Annotated in this window: 21 protein-coding genes; 6 read left to right on the top strand and 15 right to left on the bottom strand. The window is 58.4% G+C overall.

What is annotated here, in order from left to right:
* Window positions 1-19: 19 nt before the first annotated feature.
* From flgL to flgB, 11 genes are all read right to left on the bottom strand, one after another.
* A complete protein-coding gene (gene flgL / locus AAHB66_RS08635; RefSeq protein ID WP_347115893.1) occupies window positions 20-973 on the bottom strand; it encodes a flagellar hook-associated protein FlgL in 954 nt (317 codons plus the stop codon).
* Window positions 974-987: 14 nt separating this feature from the next.
* The gene (gene flgK, locus AAHB66_RS08630; protein ID WP_347115892.1) at window positions 988-2634 is read right to left on the bottom strand and encodes a flagellar hook-associated protein FlgK; all 1647 of its coding nucleotides are present in this window, start codon (window positions 2632-2634) and stop codon (window positions 988-990) included.
* A 75-nt stretch (window positions 2635-2709) separates the two neighbouring features.
* On the bottom strand, window positions 2710-3663 hold the full coding sequence (flgJ, locus tag AAHB66_RS08625) for a flagellar assembly peptidoglycan hydrolase FlgJ (protein WP_347115891.1): 954 nt from the start codon (window positions 3661-3663) through the stop codon (window positions 2710-2712).
* Entirely contained in the window at window positions 3663-4760 is a 1098-nt protein-coding gene (locus tag AAHB66_RS08620) for a flagellar basal body P-ring protein FlgI (protein WP_347115890.1), read from the bottom strand. Before AAHB66_RS08620 ends, flgJ begins: the two co-directional genes overlap by 1 nt.
* Window positions 4761-4772: 12 nt before the next feature.
* On the bottom strand, window positions 4773-5471 hold the full coding sequence (flgH, locus tag AAHB66_RS08615; RefSeq protein ID WP_312743675.1) for a flagellar basal body L-ring protein FlgH: 699 nt from the start codon (window positions 5469-5471) through the stop codon (window positions 4773-4775).
* A gap of 57 nt (window positions 5472-5528) precedes the next feature.
* Complete coding sequence (gene flgG / locus AAHB66_RS08610; protein WP_032617536.1) at window positions 5529-6311, bottom strand: flagellar basal-body rod protein FlgG; 783 nt, start codon at window positions 6309-6311, stop codon at window positions 5529-5531.
* A gap of 11 nt (window positions 6312-6322) precedes the next feature.
* Window positions 6323-7078, bottom strand: coding sequence for a flagellar basal body rod protein FlgF (locus AAHB66_RS08605; RefSeq protein WP_312743678.1), 756 nt, complete (start codon window positions 7076-7078; stop codon window positions 6323-6325).
* A 20-nt stretch (window positions 7079-7098) separates the two neighbouring features.
* On the bottom strand, window positions 7099-8361 hold the full coding sequence (flgE, locus tag AAHB66_RS08600; RefSeq protein WP_347115889.1) for a flagellar hook protein FlgE: 1263 nt from the start codon (window positions 8359-8361) through the stop codon (window positions 7099-7101).
* Between the two features lie 18 nt (window positions 8362-8379).
* The gene (flgD, locus tag AAHB66_RS08595; protein WP_347115888.1) at window positions 8380-9084 is read right to left on the bottom strand and encodes a flagellar hook assembly protein FlgD; all 705 of its coding nucleotides are present in this window, start codon (window positions 9082-9084) and stop codon (window positions 8380-8382) included.
* Window positions 9085-9095: 11 nt separating this feature from the next.
* Window positions 9096-9500, bottom strand: a complete 405-nt coding sequence (flgC, locus tag AAHB66_RS08590; protein ID WP_337015595.1) for a flagellar basal body rod protein FlgC — start codon at window positions 9498-9500, stop codon at window positions 9096-9098.
* Between the two features lie 2 nt (window positions 9501-9502).
* A complete protein-coding gene (gene flgB, locus AAHB66_RS08585) occupies window positions 9503-9919 on the bottom strand; it encodes a flagellar basal body rod protein FlgB (RefSeq protein WP_337015596.1) in 417 nt (138 codons plus the stop codon).
* 161 nt (window positions 9920-10080) lie between these two features.
* Between flgB and flgA the strand changes: the two genes are divergently transcribed.
* The 3 genes from flgA (at window position 10081) to flgN (ending at window position 11548) form a co-directional block, all read left to right on the top strand.
* Window positions 10081-10737, top strand: a complete 657-nt coding sequence (flgA, locus tag AAHB66_RS08580) for a flagellar basal body P-ring formation chaperone FlgA (RefSeq protein WP_347115887.1) — start codon at window positions 10081-10083, stop codon at window positions 10735-10737.
* 93 nt (window positions 10738-10830) lie between these two features.
* Window positions 10831-11118: a flagellar biosynthesis anti-sigma factor FlgM gene (gene flgM / locus AAHB66_RS08575; RefSeq protein ID WP_333850105.1), complete on the top strand. Its 288-nt coding sequence runs from the start codon at window positions 10831-10833 to the stop codon at window positions 11116-11118.
* Window positions 11119-11125: 7 nt separating this feature from the next.
* Window positions 11126-11548 (top strand): flagella biosynthesis chaperone FlgN, encoded by a 423-nt coding sequence (flgN, locus tag AAHB66_RS08570; protein WP_347115886.1) that lies wholly within the window; start codon window positions 11126-11128, stop codon window positions 11546-11548.
* Between the two features lie 59 nt (window positions 11549-11607).
* Here flgN and murJ read toward each other — a convergent pair whose 3' ends face one another.
* The 4 genes from murJ to rimJ all read right to left on the bottom strand — a co-directional run bounded on the left by murJ (window position 11608) and on the right by rimJ (window position 15466).
* Window positions 11608-13143: a murein biosynthesis integral membrane protein MurJ gene (gene murJ / locus AAHB66_RS08565; protein WP_347115885.1), complete on the bottom strand. Its 1536-nt coding sequence runs from the start codon at window positions 13141-13143 to the stop codon at window positions 11608-11610.
* Window positions 13144-13295: 152 nt separating this feature from the next.
* Window positions 13296-14219, bottom strand: a complete 924-nt coding sequence (locus AAHB66_RS08560; RefSeq protein WP_347115884.1) for a Gfo/Idh/MocA family oxidoreductase — start codon at window positions 14217-14219, stop codon at window positions 13296-13298.
* Between the two features lie 2 nt (window positions 14220-14221).
* Complete coding sequence (locus tag AAHB66_RS08555; protein WP_347115883.1) at window positions 14222-14872, bottom strand: YceH family protein; 651 nt, start codon at window positions 14870-14872, stop codon at window positions 14222-14224.
* A gap of 9 nt (window positions 14873-14881) precedes the next feature.
* Window positions 14882-15466, bottom strand: a complete 585-nt coding sequence (gene rimJ, locus AAHB66_RS08550; RefSeq protein WP_142489056.1) for a ribosomal protein S5-alanine N-acetyltransferase — start codon at window positions 15464-15466, stop codon at window positions 14882-14884.
* 234 nt (window positions 15467-15700) lie between these two features.
* Between rimJ and mdtH the strand changes: the two genes are divergently transcribed.
* From mdtH to pyrC, 3 genes are all read left to right on the top strand, one after another.
* Window positions 15701-16909, top strand: a complete 1209-nt coding sequence (gene mdtH, locus AAHB66_RS08545) for a multidrug efflux MFS transporter MdtH (RefSeq protein WP_347115882.1) — start codon at window positions 15701-15703, stop codon at window positions 16907-16909.
* A 107-nt stretch (window positions 16910-17016) separates the two neighbouring features.
* Entirely contained in the window at window positions 17017-17577 is a 561-nt protein-coding gene (locus AAHB66_RS08540) for a lipoprotein (RefSeq protein ID WP_347115881.1), read from the top strand.
* A gap of 112 nt (window positions 17578-17689) precedes the next feature.
* Complete coding sequence (gene pyrC, locus AAHB66_RS08535) at window positions 17690-18736, top strand: dihydroorotase (protein ID WP_347115880.1); 1047 nt, start codon at window positions 17690-17692, stop codon at window positions 18734-18736.
* Window positions 18737-18739: the final 3 nt, after the last annotated feature.

Below are 18739 nucleotides of genomic sequence, written 5' to 3'. Positions count from 1 at the left end.
GTTCTAAAGGTCAAGTCTGTTATTTATTCATCTGGAACAGAGACATACCCTGCATATCGCTGAACGCTTTATAGGACGCCTGAAGCGCGGCCTGTTGCATCGTGTAAGAAGAAATCGCCGCGTTCCAGTCAACGTCAATGAGATCGCTCATCTGCTGGGTCTGGCCTAACGTACGGTCACTCCCCAGCGTATCGAGAGCATCGAGTTCGGTCAGCTTGGTCCCCAGGTCAGCGCGCACGGTCAGGACATTATCCAGCGAGTTACGCAAGCCGCGGTTCGCCTTATCGATGTCCAGACTCAACTGATCCGTCTTATCCTGATCGCCACTGACCGGCGTTTTCAGGGCCGCAATGGCGCTATCGATAATTTTAAACAGATTCTTTTCCGGGGTAGAGCCATCCGGCTCTGGCGCGGCATTGCTGGTGAAGGACTCAAAGACTTCACTGCCGGTATGGCTGATCTGCATGTTACGCGCGGAATCGACCTGCTGTCTGATCGGCGTATCACCGCCGTCATACGCACCGGTCGCCTGATCGAACGCCGGAGCATCCGTTTTATAACCGGCAAAAATATAGCGCCCGTTACCGTCGGTACTGTTTGCCAGGTTGACCAGCTGATCGCGGATACCCTGCAGATCGGTGGCAATCGAGCTACGGTCGTTGTCACTCAGGGAGCCATTGCCCGCATAGACAATTTTATCCTGCGCCGATTGCAACGCGGTAGTTACCTGGCTCAGCACGCTCTCTTCCAGCCCGACTCGCTGAGAGGCAAAAGAACGGGCCAGCTTGAACTGGCTGTTCTCTGCCTGCGCCTGAGACAGCACCACGGCCTGAGACGCGGCGATCGGATCGTCAGAAGGACGGTTTACACGTTTACCGGTGGACATCTGCTCACCGTAACTCAGCCACTTGCTCTGGGAATCGGTGATCCCACGCATGTTCTGCTGATACATCATCTGGGTGCTAATACGCATCGTTGACCTCAGCTTTAGCGAATATTAATTATGGCGTCGAAGAGCGTGCTGGCGGTTTGCAGCACCTGGGCATTGGCCAGGTAGTACTGCTGGAAACGCTGCAGGTTGCCGTACTCTTCATCGAGGTTAACCCCGGAGATCGACTGCTGCTGGTTGCTCAACTGCGTCGTCACGTTTGCCTGGGTGGTGCTGCTGGTTTTCAGCGTCGCGGTCTTGCTGCCGACGGTACTCACCAGAGAGGCATAGGCATCGTTAAAGGTTTTGCTGCCGCCAACTTCTTTGCTTTTCTGCAGATCCAGCAGCGCCTGACCGTTGCGGTTATCACTTTCACCGCCCGTTGCGTCAGAGGCGAGAGCCAGTTTTGACTCATCGCTGATCGCCAGATCCATATTCACGATGGCATTAGCGACAGGCTTAACGATAAAGCTGTCTTTATTTTTCGCCGCGCCCGATACGTTGACCGTCAGGCCATCGAAGGAGAGGTTACCGCTACCGTCATCGGTGGCGGTGACCGTGGTTTTATCAGACAGCCGGGTGATCTTCCAGTTGGAGCCATCAAACTCCATCTTGTAATCCGTCGCCTGCACTTTGGTGTAGTTGGCCATATCAACCGTCGCTGACACGGCAGCTGAACCGGTGTTTTTGCTGTTGGCCAGTACCGCAGGCGCACCGATATCGAATAATTTTTCGCCGGGTTCGCCGTCTGCGTCAAAGCCCTTTTCATGCTGGGTGTTCATCGCGTTAGCGAAAGAGAGCGCCAGCTGGTTCAGGGTGTTACGTGCACCGTCAAGCTCTTCGCTGCGGAAGTTCAACATCCCGCCCAGCGAGCCGCTGGTCATCAGTTTTTCCGGGATCTCGACCGGGCCCGAAGTGCCGTCAACAAACGCCACCGTAGTACGGGACGGATCGGCGCTGGACTTCACCGCCGCCAGCTGGTTAGAGGTGCTGCCCTGGACCAGGTTGTAGCCGTTGCCGAAGGAGACGTTATAGGTGCCGCCATCCTGGACCGAGACTTCGACGCCCACGATCTGGTTCAGCTCGCTCACCAGCTGGTCACGCTGATCGAGCAGGTTGTTCGGGGAAGCCCCCGCCCCCACGCCGGTCAGACGGGAAATCTGATCGTTGAGGTTGGCAATTTGTTTGGCGTAGTTGTTGATCTGCTCAACGCTGGTACCGATCGCGATATTAATCTGTTTATCCTGATCGCGCAGATACTGATCGTTCACCTTGAACTGGTTCACCAGGCCATCGGCCTTGCCCAGCACCGTCTGGCGCGCTGCCGGATCTTCGGCATTGCTGACCAGGGTCTGCAGGCTGCTGAAGAAGTCCTGCATGGTGGTCGCCAGGCTGTTGGTGCTTCCGGACAGCACGTCGTCAATTTTGGACATCTGCTGGTAGCGGGTGGTCAGGGCGCTGCTCTGGTTCTGCGCGGCGCGCAGCTGGTTGGTAATGAATGAATCATATTCGCGCTGTACCCCGGAGACATACACGCCGTTGCCAACCCAACCGCCGCCTGTCAGGGTGCTATTTGAGGCGCTCAGCACCGTCGTCTGACGGGTATAGCCCGTCACGTTGTAGCTTGAAATATTATTACTGGCGGTATTCAGCGCAGCCTGTGCCGCGCTGAGGCCACTCATGGCGCTGTTGATCAAACTGGACATGGGGGTTCCTTTTATACTTTCAGACACGAGTCCTGCTGGAGATTATCGGCAGACCCCAGCCGGACTTGAGAACTTTCAGAACAGATTTTCGATATCGTTGCTGTACGCTTTGCTGACTTTCTCACCCATCGCTTTAAGCTGCTGGATCATACTGGTCAGCTTGCGGGCGTACTGCGGATCGGTGGCGTAGCCCGCATTCTGCAACGCCTGGGCGCCCTGCTCTGCCGTTGCGGCCTGGGTCACTGCCGCGTAGCGCGGGTTACGGCTCAGCACACCGACATAGTCTGAAAGCGCTTCCAGATACGAGCTGTAGACGCGGAACTTAGCTTTGACCTTCTTCGCTTCGCCATTTTCATATTCGGTGGTGGTGATCTCGGTGGTCGGCCCTTTCCAGCTCCCGGTAGCCTTCACGCCAAAGATGTTGAAGCTTGGCTCGCCGTTCTCACGACGGATCTGCCGTTGCCCCCAGCCGGACTCCAGCGCCGCCTGGGCCAGAATCAGGTGGTGCGGCACTCCGCTCTGCTGGCTGGCAAGACGCGCCGGCAGCGAGAGCTGGGCCAGGAAGTCTTTGCTATCGCCGGTGAGCGGTTCATCGTTACTTTCTGGCGCTTTCGGCACCGCCTTACGCACCATCTGGGTCAGGGCCTGGTTTTGATAGCTGGTCACCTTTTCCAGATCGAACTTCATCGGCACCTGCTGCGGCGTCTCTTCCGGCGGCACGCCCTGGGCGGCCGCCATCTGCTTGACGATCACATCGGCCAGCCCGAGCCCTTTACCGGAGGTCATCTGCTGCGCAATCTGCTGGTCATACATGCTGGTGTACAGACGCGTTGAGTCGCTGCTGAAGATGCCGTCTTTCGGCAGCGCCTCACGCATGCTTTTCAGCATCATCTGGACAAACATCCCTTCCACCTGGCGGGCCACCGGACGGATGTTACCCGCCGGGTCTTTGCCCGCTTTGGCTTTCAGGTCGTTGAGCGACTGGGTATCCCAGGCCGCGCTGCTCAGCAGTTTGCTATCGGTCAGCATCAGATAATTTCCACTTTGGCGCGCAGACAGCCGGCGCTCTGCATGGATTGCAGAATCGACATCAGATCGATCGGAGTCGCACCCAGCGCGTTCAGCGCACGTACCACGTTGTTCAGGTTGGCGCTGGAGCGCACGCTCTGCAGCGAGCCTCCGCTCTGACGCATATCAATCTGGGTCTGCGGCGTTACCACGGTTTCTCCGCCGCCAAACGGCGTATCCGGCTGGCTGACGTTAGCCGAGCGGTTGACGGTGACCGAGAGGTTGCCCTGCGCCACGGCGCAGTTATCCAGGGTGACTTCACGGTTCATCACCACCGAGCCGGTACGGGAGTTGATGATCACTTTGGCATCCTGCGGCGTGACGTTCACTTCCATGTTCTGGATATCCGCCAGCAGGCGAACCTGATTGCTGCCCCCGGTGGAGACGCGGATCTGCACGGTGCGGGCATCCAGCGCCGTAGCGCTGCCGTAGCCGCGACCACGGTTAATGGTGTCAGCAATCTGCTGCGCCATGGTGAAGTCGTCCTGGTTCAGCTGGAGGTTGATGGTGTTCCCGGAGCCGAACTGGGTTGGCAATTCACGCTCAATGATCGCCCCGTTGGTGATACGGCCGCCGTTCAGCTGGTTAACCTGCACGCTGCTGCCGCCTGCGGACGCACCCGCCCCGCCGACCAGAATGTTACCCTGCGCAAGGGCGTAGACCTGACTGTCGACCCCTTTCAGCGGGGTCATCAGCAGCGTACCGCCGCGCAGGCTTTTCGCGTTACCCATGGAGGAGACCACCACATCGATGGTTTGTCCCTGGCGGGAAAAGGCCGGGTAAGAGGCAGTAACCATCACCGCCGCCACGTTTTTCAGCTGCATGTTGGTCCCGGCCGGCACCGTGATGCCGAGCTGGGAGAGCATGTTATTCAGGCTCTGGGTGGTGAACGGGGTCTGGGTCGTCTGGTCACCCGTGCCGTCCAGCCCGACCACCAGGCCGTAACCGATCAGGGAGTTTTCCCGCACGCCCTGAACGCTTGTGAGATCGCGGATACGGTCGGCCTGGGCAACGGTTGCCACCAGCACCAACAGGATCCCGAAGAGGGATTTAAACATAGGTCACCTCGCTTACATCGGTGATAAATTAAGGAAGAAACGCTGCAACCAGCCCATATTCTGCGCTTCATTGATGTAGCCGTTACCGACGTACTCGATGCGCGCATCCGCCACCTGGGTGGACGGTACGGTATTGGAGCCGCTGATGGTGCGAGGGTTAACCACACCTGAGAAGCGAATGAACTCAGTGCCCTGATTAATGGCGATCTGTTTTTCACCCACAACATGTAAATTGCCGTTCGCCAGCACCTGGTCAACGGTGACCGTCAGGGTGCCGCTAAAGGTGTTGCTGGCATTGGCGCCGCCTTTACCGTTAAAGGAGTTGCCGCCAGACGCCTCGGCATCGGCGCGGGCATTACCGAAGAGCCCTTCGAGGTAACGCGGCACGGTGTCGAAGCCAAAATTGGTTTTCCCGTCCCGGCTGGCATTGGCTGACGAGCTCTTGCTGGCGCTGACGTTTTCCTGGAGCTGAATGGTCAGCGTATCGCCGATATTACGTGGGCGACGGTCTTCAAACATCGGCTGATAACCGTAGTTAATCGGCTGCGCTGTCTGGAAAATAGAGCCATTCGCGACCGGCGTCGGGCCAGGAATGGGTTGGGCGGAAGTCGCACCCTGCACCAGAGGTTGAGACGGAACCCAGGCGCAACCGGTCAGGGTAACGGCCAGGAGAGTCACTATCGGATAACGAATCGCCGCGAGTTTTTGCATTGCCTTCATCTTCGAAAACAGGGAGCCGGTGCGGCGCGAACCGCACCGGACTACACCTTAAAGTTGCGTCAGTTTCTGCAGCATCTGGTCGGTCGTCGACACTGCTTTACTGTTAATTTCGTACGCGCGCTGAACCTGGATCATATTCACCAGCTCCTCCGCAACGTTGACGTTTGAGGTTTCCACATACCCCTGGTACAGCAGACCTGAACCGTTCAGACCCGGCGTGCTCTCATTCGGCGCACCGGAGGACTGGGTTTCGATGTACAGGTTCTCACCGATGCTTTCCAGACCGGTGTCGTTCATGAAGGTGGTCAGGTTAAGCTGGCCGACCTGCACCGGTGCTGCCTGACCCTGCTGGGTCACGCTTACGATCCCGTCACGCCCGATGGTTATGCTCAGGGCGTTGGCCGGAATGGTAATGGCCGGCTGCACCTGGAAACCGCCCGCCGTCACCAGCTGGCCGTTCTGATCCACCTGGAACGAACCGTCACGGGTGTAGGCAGAGGTACCGTCAGGCAGCTGCACCTGGAAGAAGCCCTGGCCTTTGATCGCCACGTCTTTGCTGTTGTTGGTCTGGGACAGGTTGCCCTGGCTGTGCAGACGCTCGGTCGCCACCGGACGAACACCGGTACCGATCTGCAGACCGGATGGCAGCGTGGTCTGTTCAGACGACTGCGCACCCGGCTGGCGGATGGTCTGGTAAAGCAAATCTTCGAAAACCGCACGCTGACGTTTAAACCCATTGGTGCTGACGTTCGCCAGGTTGTTGGCGATGACATCCATATTGGTTTGCTGCGCGTCGAGACCGGTTTTCGCGATCCATAAAGAACTGATCATAAATAGTCCTGTTAACTCATTGACAGCAGCTGGTTGGCGCGACCGGCGTTTTCATCGACGCTGGAGATCACCTTCATCTGCATTTCAAAACGGCGCGCGCTGGCGATCATGTCGGTCATCGCCGCTACCGGCTTAACGTTACTGCCTTCCAGCACGCCAGACATGACGCGAATGCTCGGGTCGGCCTGTAAGGTTGCGCCACGGGTGGCCTGCGCCGCCTGGGTCAGACGGAACATGCCGTCGTCGCCACGCTGCACTTCATTACCCGCGGCTTTGACCAGCTTCAGGCGGCCAACCGGCGCCACGGTGTTCGGCGGATCGCCGGGGTTCAGGGCCGAGATGGTCCCGTCTGCCGCGATGGTGATCTCCGAGCCTTCCGGCACGGTGATTGGGCCGCCTTCACCGATAACCGGATGTCCCTGGATAGTCAGTTGCCCGACCGAATCCACCTGGATGTTCCCGTTACGGGTGTAGCCTTCGCTGCCGTCGGCGGTTTCAACTGCCAGCCAGCCGTCCTGCTGCAGCGCCACGTCGAGCGGGCGCGAGGTGTAGTCCATCGAACCCGGCGTCATGTCGGCACCAGGGGTCGAGGCGGTGACCAGCGTACGCGTCGGCAGGGAGAGCCCTTCCACCGGGACGGCGCGCATCGCATTGAGCTGCGCGCGAAAACCCGGCGTCGAGGCGTTCGCCAGGTTACTGGCGGTGACTGCCTGCTGATTGAGCGTCTGACTGGCGGCGCCCATCGCGGTATATATTGCGTGATCCATTAAGCTATCCCGTCAGCCACTTAGCGGAGGTTAACCAGCGTGTTGAGGATCTGATCCTGGGTTTTGATGGTCTGCGCGTTCGACTGATAGTTACGCTGCGCGACGATCATATTGACCAGCTCTTTACTCAGGTCGACGTTGGAGGCTTCCAGCGCACCGTTGGTCAGGGTACCGAAGTTACCGGAACCGGCGGTGCCCAGCAGCGCCACGCCCGAAGACTGGGTAGCAGACCAGACGTTGTTACCTTCAGACTGCAGACCTTCGTTGTTGGCGAAGTTCGCCATCACGATCTGACCCAGCACCTGGTTTTGTTCGTTGGAGTAGTTACCTACCACGGTACCGTCATCGTTGATCTGATAGCTCACCAGGTCGCCCGGCTTGTAGCCGTTCTGGTTGGTTGCCACGATGTTGTTCGCCCCGGTGTTCTGCTGCATGGAGTTCAGGAAGCTCAGGGAGAAGGTCACCGGCACCGCGCCGCTCAGCGCTTCGGTGGTCACGTCGATAGACGGGCTGGTATTTGCGGTGGCGCTCAACGTACCGGCGGCGTCGTAGTTGTAAACGCCTTCCAGGTTACCGTTGGGGTCGAAGCTCATCTGCGCGGCTTTGCTGATCTTGCCATTCGCTACGCTGCCATCCTGGGTGTAAAGATCCCACTTGTTGTCTGCCGTTTTCACGTAGTAGACATACATGTTGTGGGCGTTACCCTGGTTGTCGTAAACGGTGATGGTGCCTTTCTTGTTGAAGCTGTCTGAATCCGGGTTAGCAGATGTCGCGTCAAACGGAATGGTCGGCACGCTGTCGGTGGAGTTCAGGTTGATCTGCTGCGCGGCGGTGCTGGTCGCTTTGGCCGACATCAGGGTGTTCGGAATGTTGATCGGCTGCGGGTTTGCGCCGGTCTGCACCGTTGGCGGGCTACCTGCTGCCGGATAGCCGGTCAGCTGCAGGCCCTGCATGTTCACCAGGTTGCGGTTTTCGTCCATGCTGAACTGGCCGTTACGGCTGTAATAGACCGCACCGTTGCTGTCGAGCATACGGAAGAAACCGTTCTGGCTGATGGCGACGTCCAGGCCACGGCCGGTGTTGGTGGTGGTACCGTCTGAAAAGTCCTGGGTAATCCCGGCGACTTTAACGCCCAGACCCACTTTGGAACCGGCGAACATATCCGCGAACGACGCGCTACCGGACTTAAAGCCATAGGTCGCGGAGTTGGCAATGTTGTTACCAATGACGTCGAGGTTAGTGGCTGCAGCATTCAGGCCGCTGACCGCTTGTGAAAAGGCCATGAGTTACTCCTAAAGGGTTTAAATAATCTGCCGAACTTCGTCGAGCGTGGTGGTACCGTAAGTCCCGAGATCCAGCGTGTTACCGCTGCTGCTGCGGATCACGCCCTGCACCATCGCAAACTGCAGTGGCTGTGCCACCAGCTGCGTGCTGCCACTGCTGGCGGAAATCGCAACGTTGTAAGAGCCGTTTGGCGCCGTGGTGCCGTCGGTCAGGGTCCCGTCCCAGGTAAAGGTATGGACGCCCGCTTTCAGCTCGCCAATGTCAATGGTGCGTACCACCGCACCGTTCTTATCGGTGATGGTGGCGGTCACTTTGTCCGCGCTCTGCTGCAGCTCAACGCCAAACGGAGTCGTTGAGGTGGTGGTCGAGCCTTCAGCACCGCTGGTGCCTGCCAGAACGGTGGAGCCCGGGATCATCACGCCATGGCCAATCAGCGTGCTGGCCTGCATCGACTGGCTGCTGTCAATCTGCCCGGAGATGGAGCCCAGCGTGGTGTTGAGTTTCTCGATGCCGCTCACCGTACTGATCTGCGCAAGCTGCGTGGTCAGTTCGTTGTTCTGCATCGGGTTGGTTGGATCCTGGTTCTTCAGCTGTGCAACCAGCAGCGTCAGAAAGCTACCCTGCAGATCGGAAGCATTGCTTCCGGTTAGCGAGCTGTTGCCGGTGGCGCTGCTAACGCCAGTGGCAGTCGATCTGTCATTTACATTTACGGCAAGGGACATTGATCTCTCCTTTACTGGCCCAGAGTGAGGGTTTTAAGCATCATGCTCTTCACGGTATTCAGCACTTCTACGTTGGCCTGGTAGCTGCGGGAGGCCGACATGGTGTTAACCATCTCACCAACCACATCCACGTTCGGCATTTTGACGTAGCCACTGGCGTCTGCCAGCGGGTTGCCCGGTTCGTACACCAGTTTGTCCGGCGCCTGGCTCTCAATCACGCTGGCCACTTTTACCCCGCCGGTTTGCGCTCCCGGTGCAGCATCCACCTGGAACACCACCTGCTTGGCGCGGTAAGGTTGACCGTCCGGCCCCGTCACGCTGTCGGCGTTCGCCATGTTACTGGCGGCCACGTTCAGACGCTGGGATTGCGCGGTCAGCGCTGAACCTGCGATATCAAAGATATTGAGTAAGGCCATTATTAGTTGCCTCCCTGCAGAACACTCATCATGCCTTTAATCTGCCCGCCAAGAACGGTCAGCCCCATCTGGTACTTGAGGCTGTTATCAGCGAACTGCGTACGCTCCCGGTCCATATCGACGGTGTTACCGTCCAGGGATGGCTGATCGGGGATGCGATAAAGTAAATCGGTACTCGGGGTGGTTACGGTCTCTGCGGGAATATGGCGTGCAGAGGTCAGCGCAAGGGCGACACCGCTATTCTCGGCCCGGCCGCGCTCCATCACTTTCTTTAATTCACTGGAAAAATCGATATCACGCGCCTGAAACCCGGGGGTATCGGCGTTGGCGATATTGGCGGCCAGAATCTCCTGACGCTGGGCACGCAAGTTGAGCGCTTCTTGCTGAAAACGTAGCGCGGCGTCGAGTTTATCGAGCATGTCTCCTCCGCTGATGGCAAAATTTCAGTGGATAGCTTAAATCTCCACCCGTCTCCGTCATCGACGGAATAAGCGCAAAATGCGTCGCTATTTATTGCGTTGATGCCCACCTGCTACAGGTAGAATCCTGCTCATTCTGTAAACTGACGGTAACTGGCGATATGACATTCAAACGTGGTGTGACCGCAACCCTGCTCCTCTGGAGCTCCCTCTCTCAGGCGCAGGATCTGAACGCCCAGCTGACGGCGTTTTTTGCCCAGCGGCTGGCAGGGTTCAGCGATGAGGTGTCGGTCCAGGTCCGCACGCCAGCCAGCATGCTCCCCAAATGTGAAATGCCTGAATTCAGCGTCCCCGGCAACACAAGACAGTGGGGCAACGTGAGCGTCACGGCACGATGTGACAATGAAAAACGGTTTATACAGGTTGCAGTTCAGGCGACGGGCGATTATGTTGTCGCGTCCCAGAACATTCCCCGGGGCGCGACCCTGCAGCCGGGCAGCGTTACGCTGAAACGCGGCAGGCTGGATCAGCTTCCGCCGCGCACGATTCTGGATATTAACCAGGCGCAGAACGCCATTAGCTTGCGCGATCTGGTGCCCGGGCAGCCTCTGCAACTGTCGATGCTGCGCCAGGCATGGTTAATCAAAGCCGGGCAGCGGGTGATGGTGATCGCCAGCGGCGAGGGCTTTAGCGTTAACAGCGAAGGACAGGCACTGAACAACGCGGCCGTGGCGCAAAACGCCCGCGTCAGGATGACTTCCGGCCAGGTTGTGAGCGGCACGGTCAATTCTGATGGGAATATTCTGATTAACCTATAATCTTTTTAAAGATTATGCGGCAACTGCCGATAAATCATTAACGAATGATAATGTCAGGCGCTAACGCCGCCAACCCTCGATGAGGACACCACAATGAGCATTGATCGTACATCGCCCCTGAAACCGGTTAGCACTGTACAACCTCGCGAACTGAATGACACTGCGACGGCAAAAACGCGCCTGCAAAAATCGGCAGCGGCCAACAGCACCAGCGTCACGCTGAGCGATGCCCAGGCGAAACTGATGCAGCCGGGCAGCAACGATATCAACATGGAACGTGTTGAAGCGCTGAAAACCGCGATCCGTAACGGTGAGCTAAAAATGGATACCAGTAAAATCGCTGACGCGCTGATCCAGGATGCGCAAAGTTTCTTAGAGTAATCGCCGCATGAGTCGTCTGACGGAAATAATGGATCAAATGACGGTCGTCTTAAACGACCTGAAAACGGTAATGGACGCCGAGCAACAGCAGCTCTCTGCCGGGAATGTCAACGGTAGCGCGCTGCAGCGCATTACAGAAGATAAAAGCTCCCTGCTGGCAACGCTGGATTATCTGGAGCAGCAGCGACGCACCGAGCAGTCCGCGCGCCATAGTGCCAATGATGATGTGGCCGATCGCTGGCAAACTATTACTGAAAAAACCCAGCATCTGCGCGACCTCAATCAGCACAACGGCTGGTTACTCGAAGGGCAAATCACCCGCAACCAGCAGGCGCTGGACGTGCTGAAGCCGCATCAGGAGCCAGCACTGTATGGCGCCGATGGCCAGACATCCAGCTCACGCAGCGGCGGGAAGAAGTTTTCGATTTAATTGTCCGGACAAGACAGACAGTGAACGGGGAGTACCGACAGGTACTCCCCTTTTTTGCGTTACGCCGTGCGGCGGGCGAACTCTTTGACCTTAAAGCCCAGTACCGCGAGGGTGGCGAAGTACGCTACCACCCCCACCACCACTACCGCCATCAGGCGCAGCAGACGGTAAGGCATAGTACCCAGCGACCAGTCCGGCATCACGTACAGCATCCCCACCAGCGCCGCGGCCATCACCAGCACCGCAATCACCAGACGCAGCAGGAAGCTCGACCAGCCCGGCTGCGGGGTAAAGATCTGCTGCTTTCTCAGCTGCCAGTAGAGCAGGCCAGCATTGAGACAGGCCGCCAGACCGATGGACAGCGACAGACCGGCATGCTTCAGCGGGCCAATAAAGGCCAGGTTCATCACCTGGGTCATGATCAGGGTCACGATGGCGATCTTCACCGGGGTCTTGATGTCCTGACGCGAGTAGAAGCCCGGGGCCAGCACTTTCACCACGATCAGCCCCATCAGGCCGACGGAATAGGCCACCAGCGCCCGCTGGGTCATGGCGGCGTCAAAGGCGGTAAATTTGCCGTACTGGAACAGGGAGACGGTCAGCGGTTTGGCCAGGATCCCCAGCGCTACCGCGCTCGGCAGCGCCAGCAGGAAGCAGAGGCGTAGCCCCCAGTCCATCAGGCGGCAGTACTCATCATGGTTGCCGCTGGCAAAGCTGCGGGAGAGTGACGGCAACAGAATAGTGCCCAGCGCCACCCCCAGCACTCCGGACGGGAACTCCATCAGGCGGTCGGCATAGTACATCCATGAGACCGACCCGGAGACGAGGAACGAGGCAAAGATGGTGTTGATGATCAGCGAAATCTGGCTCACAGAGACGCCCAGGATCGCCGGCCCCATCTGCTTCACTACCCGCATCGCCCCTGCATCGCGCAGGTTAATGCGCGGCAGCACCAGCATGCCAATCTTCTTCAGGTGCGGGAGCTGGTACGCCAGCTGCAGCACACCACCTACCGTCACCGCCCAGGCCAGAGCCAGCACCGGCGGATGGAAGTGCGGAGCGGCGAACAGCGCAAAGCCGATCATGCTGACGTTGAGGAAGGTCGGGGCAAAGGCCGGGACCGAGAAGCGGTTCCAGGTATTAAGAATTGCCCCCACCAGCGACGCCAGCGAGATCAGCAGAATATAGGGGAAGGTGATGCGCAGCAGCTGCGAGGTCAGGGCAAACTTATCGGCGGTATCGGCAAAGCCGGGGGCGGTGATCATAATCACCCAGGGTGCCGCCAGCATCCCGATCACCGTGACGATCGCCAGGGCGAGGGTCAGCAATCCCGAGACGTAGGAGACAAATACTTTCGTCGCATCTTCACCCTGCTTGCTTTTGTACTCCGCGAGAATGGGGACGAAAGCCTGAGAAAATGCCCCTTCGGCAAAGATACGGCGCAGCAGGTTGGGCAGCTTAAAAGCAACAAAAAAGGCGTCAGTCGCCATCCCTGCGCCAAAGACCCTCGCCACAATAGCGTCGCGCGCAAAGCCCAGCACGCGCGAAAACATGGTCATCGAGCTGACGGCAGCCAGCGATTTTAATAGGTTCATTAACGTGAATTTCCACTACCAGACGGCAAAACGCCTGCAAAGCAGGCGTGATTCTCGCCGGGTGGCGCTGCGCTTACCCGGCCTGCAAGACAATAAACGCGCCTAGTCTACTCGTAAAAACGCGAATTGCTATGGGCAGATGTTACCGCAGATTATTCGCTCATGGCCTGGCGCCAGAGCTTCTCCACGATACGCTGGGCGCGGATCGCCTGTTCGCCCGCGGTTTCAGGAACCGTCTGATTTTGCACGCATTCGATAAAGTGACGCGCGCAGCCTGCAAAGCCGCGCTGCTCCAGAGTGCTTTGCCAGCCCGGAATGGCGGGCGTAACCACCCCTGCCCCGCGCTCTTCACGCCACTCGCGCATGTCGGTGATGTCCAGCAGCGCGCCGTCCGTTACCGCCTGGATCCACTCGCGCTGGCTGCCTGCCCGGCGGTGCATAGAGGTGGTGATCTGCAAAGTGCCGGCGCTGAAATGGTGCTCGGCATAGACCATCGCCCCCTGCTCGTTAGTCTGCAGCGTCCCGCCGGTAAGCCGGGCATCATCGCCCGCCAGCCACAGGGCGGTGTCCACCACGTGAAGATAATCATCCAGCAGGGTGAAGCGCAGATCGTGAGGCCCGATGCTGTCGGCGCGGTGCTTATCCATCCGCAGCGATGCCGCATCACCGAGCTGGGTTTTCAGCTGCTGGTAGAGCGGCGCAAAGCGGCGGTTAAAACCGACCATCAGGGTGAGCTTCTTCTGCGCGGCGAGGTCAATCAGACGCTCGGCGTCGGCCAGGTTGTCGGCCAGCGGCTTGTCCACGCAGACATGCACGCCCGCGTTAAGCAGTTCGCTGACCACCTGATAATGGGTGACGGTGGAGGTATGGACAAAGACCACATCGCACGCGCGGGCCAGATCCTGTAACGACTCATAATAAGGCATGCGTACGGACTCGCAGATCCGCAGGGCCTTATCCCGCGACGGCGACCAGGCACCCTGCAACGTCCAGTCTGTCGCGGTGCTCAGCACCGGCAGCCAGGCTTTCTGCGCGATCCCGCCCAGCCCTACAACGCCTACACGTAATTTTGCCACCGTTAATCTCCCAGATGTGCCAGCAGCGAATCGAGTCGCTGCCTGAGTTCTTCGACTTCATTCTCCAGCGCTTCAACGCGGGCCACTAAGGTCTCATCCGCAACCGGGGCTGCGGCCTCGGGTGTCGCGACGGCAGTATCAACCTCGCCGCTGAAGAGGTGCATATAGCGGCTTTCACGCTTGCCCGGCTCGCGCGCAAGACGCAGGACAAAAGGCCCATCTTCCCGGGCGGCCAGGCCCTCGAGCGCCTGCTCCACCTCCTGCATATCCGCGAACTCGTGCATCCGCGCGGCCCGGGTACGCAGTTCACCAGGCGTCTGCGCCCCGCGCAGTAGCAGGGTAGCGACGAGCGCCACTTCAGCGGAGTTCAGCTTCAGGGCACCAAACTCGGAGTTGCAAAAACGCTGCTCATATTTGGTGACGCGATTGCCAAAGCCGCTGACGGTGCGCAGATAGTGGCGCTTAACCAGCGCATCGAGCTGATCCTGCACCTCATGCTCGGCGAGGTTCATCACCGGCTCACGGTTGGTTTTCTGATTGCAGGCCAGGGTGACCGCATTCACCGAGAGAGGATACTGTTCCGGCGTAGTGACCTGCTTCTCCAGCAGGCAGCCGATAACGCGCGCTTCTGTGGCGGTTAATTGGTATTTCATCTCTGTTCCTTAGCGCCCCGCGCTCCACTCTTTGGTTGTCAGCGCCGTCAGGACATGATCGCGCCATTCGCCGTCAATCAGCAGGTAATCTTTGGCATAGCCCTCTTTTTCGAACCCGAGGCGCGCCAGCAGATCCCCGCTGCGCTGATTGTGCGGCATGTAGTTGGCCATAATGCGGTGCATATGCTGGGTCCGCTGCATATAGCGGATCGCCGAGGTCAGCGCCTCAAACATCAGCCCCTGCCCCTGCCATTTTTGCCCGATAGAGTAGCCCAGATAGCAGGCGTGAAAGGATCCCCGCACCACGTTAGAGAAGTTGGCGATCCCGACGATCTCTTTCTCGTCCGGATCGAGCAGGGCAAAGTAGAACGCCGAGCCCTGCTTGTGGAACTCTGCAATCATGCTCAGCCGGGCCTGCCAGCCGGAAGGATAACAGTGGCTTTCATCCCGCACGGGTTCCCAGGGTTTTAAAAACTGACGATTCTCAGCGTAGTAGTCCGCCAGACGCCAGGCATCACGCTCGTGCACCAGACGAACCACCAGCCGGTCGGTCGTCAGGCGCACTTTCGGCACATTACTGCGATAGCCAAACATGGATACAACTCCTTCCTGTTACAACCTTGACCCGTTAGCTTTACTATACCTGCGCCGCTGCCGTCTGGGAAAACAGTGACATACCATTTTGAATACTTTTCACATTTTTCGATGAAAAGCCTCAATCAAAGTACCCTTTTGATAAAAAAATATTGTCGCCTGCGCTGTGGGAAAAACGCCGGCGAAACCGCAAAATATTAGCGCGCTCATTATCTTTATTTCCCTGGAGGGGAAATGTCCCGTATATCACAGGCCCGCCGTCTGGGTAAAGGCTTCCTGCTCGTTGATAACATGCTGGTTGTGCTCGGCTTTTTTGTCGTTTTCCCGCTTATTTCGATTCGCTTTGTCGATCAGATGGGCTGGGCGGCGCTGATGGTCGGCATTGCCCTGGGTCTGCGCCAGTTTGTTCAGCAGGGGCTGGGGGTATTTGGCGGCGCGATTGCCGACCGCTTTGGCGCTAAACCGATGATCGTCACCGGCATGCTGCTGCGGGCGGCGGGATTTGCCACCATGGCCATCGCCCATGAGCCCTGGCTGCTGTGGGTTTCCTGCTTTATCTCCGGTATTGGCGGCACCCTGTTCGATCCGCCGCGCACGGCGCTGGTGGTCAAACTGATCCGCCCTCAGCATCGCGGGCGCTTTTTCTCCCTGCTGATGATGCAGGACAGCGCCGGGGCGGTAGTGGGCGCGCTGCTCGGCAGCTGGCTGCTGCAGTATGATTTCCGTCTGGTTTGCGCCACCGGTGCGGTGCTGTTTATCCTCTGCGCGGGCTTCAACGCCTGGCTGCTGCCCGCCTGGAAACTCTCCACCGTCAAAGCACCGGTGCGCGAAGGGCTGGATCGGGTCTGGCGCGACAAGCGCTTTATCACCTATGTGCTGACTCTCGCGGGCTATTACATGCTGGGGGTACAGGTGATGCTGATGCTGCCGATCATGGTCAACGATGTGGCGGGCTCTCCGGCGGCGGTCAAATGGATGTACGCCATTGAGGCCTGTCTCTCCCTGACCCTGCTCTACCCCATTGCCCGCTGGAGTGAAAAACGCTTCCGCCTTGAGCACCGCCTGATGGCGGGCCTGCTACTGATGTCCCTGAGCATGCTGCCCATTGGGATGGTGAGTTCTCTGCAACAGCTGTTTATGCTGATCTGCACTTTCTATATCGGCTCTATCATTGCCGAACCGGCCCGCGAGACCCTGAGCGCCGAGCTGGCCGACCCGCGCGCGCGGGGCAGTTATATGGGCTTCAGCCGTCTCGGGCTGGCGATAGGCGGCGCGCTGGGGTATGCCGGGGGCGGCTGGTTGTTTGATGCCGGGAAAGCCTTCAACCAGCCCGAGCTGCCGTGGGTGATGTTGGCCTTAATCGGCGTGATCACCTTCTTTGCGCTGGGCTGGCAGTTCAGCCACAAACGCCGCGGGCCCGTTATCCTGGAGCCTGGCGGCTGATCGACTGACAGCTGCAGATATCAGTTTTTTCTGCTGGTCTGACTCACGCTCCCCTGACATACTGGCGCGTCAGGATTGAAGCGCTGACATATATGTCGAGGAAAACCATGAAGAAGATCGTTATTGCCACTGCGTTGATCGTTAGCGGCCTGCTGGTTGGTTGTAATCAGCTTACCCAGTACACCGTCAGTGAACAGGAGATCAACCAGGCACTGCAAAAGCGCAATAACTTTGCGAAAGATATTGGCGTTCCGGGCGTGGCGGATGCGCATATTGTCCTGACCAATCTTGCCAGCCAGATTGGCCGCGAGGAGCCGAACAAAGTGGTGCTTTCCGGAGATGCCAGCCTGGACATGAACTCGCTGTTCGGCAGCCAGAAAGCCAACATCAAACTGAAATTAAAAGCGCTGCCGGTCTTTAATAAAGATCAGGGCGCCATCTATCTCCAGCAGATGGAGATCGCCGATGCGGTGGTGTCGCCGGACAAAATGAAGCCGGTCCTGCAAACCCTGATGCCGTACCTGAACCAGTCGCTGCAGAACTACTTCAACCAGCAACCGGCCTACATCCTGCGCGAAGATAACAGCAAGGGTGAAGCACTGGCGAAAAAATACGCAAAAGGCATCGAAGTGAAGCCGGGCGAAATTGTTATCCCCTTCATTGATTAACCTCCAGGGCGCTTCGGCGCCCTTTTTTTTACGGAAAAGAGTGCAAACGAAAACGTTTCCCCCCTATCCTTTGTGTCCGGCAAAAATCATCTCACTCAGCCGGAGCCTATCCATGACTGCACCATCCCAGGTTTTGAAAATTCGCCGCCCAGACGACTGGCATATCCATCTTCGCGATGGCGATATGCTGAACACTGTCGTGCCCTATACCAGTGAAATTTATGGCCGCGCGATTGTCATGCCAAACCTGGTGCCGCCCGTCACCACGGTCGACGCGGCGATTGCCTATCGCCAGCGCATTCTTGACGCCGTGCCTGCCGGTCACGATTTTACCCCGCTGATGACCTGTTACCTGACCGACACCCTCGATCCGAACGAGATTGAGCGCGGCTTTAACGAAGGGGTCTTTACCGCCGCCAAACTTTACCCGGCCAACGCCACCACCAACTCCAGCCACGGCGTGACCAGTATCGACGCGATTATGCCTGTGCTGGAGCGCATGGAAAAGCTGGGGATGCCGCTGCTGGTGCATGGCGAAGTCACCCATGCTGAGATCGATATCTTCGACCGTGAAGCGCGTTTTATCGACACCGTGATGGAGCCACTGCGTCAGCGTCTGCCGGGTCTGAAAGTGGTGTTTGAACACATCACCACCAAAGACGCGGCCGAGTACGTGCGCGATGGTAACGAGCTTCTGGCCGCTACCATTACCCCGCAGCACCTGATGTTCAACCGCAACCACATGCTGGTGGGCGGCGTGCGCCCTCACCTTTACTGCCTGCCGATCCTCAAGCGCAATATCCACCAGCAGGCACTGCGTGAACTGGTAGCCAGCGGCTTTGAACGTGCCTTCCTCGGCACCGACTCCGCCCCGCACGCCCGTCATCGCAAAGAAGCCAGCTGCGGCTGTGCAGGCTGCTTTAACGCCCCTACCGCGCTGGCCAGCTACGCTCAGGTGTTTGACGAGATGAACGCCCTGCAGCACTTCGAGGCTTTCTGCTCCCTGAACGGCCCGCGCTTCTATGGCCTGCCGGTCAATGAGACCTATATTGAACTGGTCCGCGAAGAGAGCAGCGTGGTGGACTCTATTGCCCTCACGGATGACACCCTGATCCCGTTCCTCGCGGGTGAAACCGTGCACTGGACGGTAAAACGCTAAAAA

Source organism: Leclercia sp. S52 (genome assembly GCF_039727615.1).
Lineage (GTDB): Bacteria > Pseudomonadota > Gammaproteobacteria > Enterobacterales > Enterobacteriaceae > Enterobacter > Enterobacter adecarboxylatus_B.
Note: the sequence above shows the minus strand (reverse complement) of the source record. Positions and strands in the feature narration are given on the sequence as shown.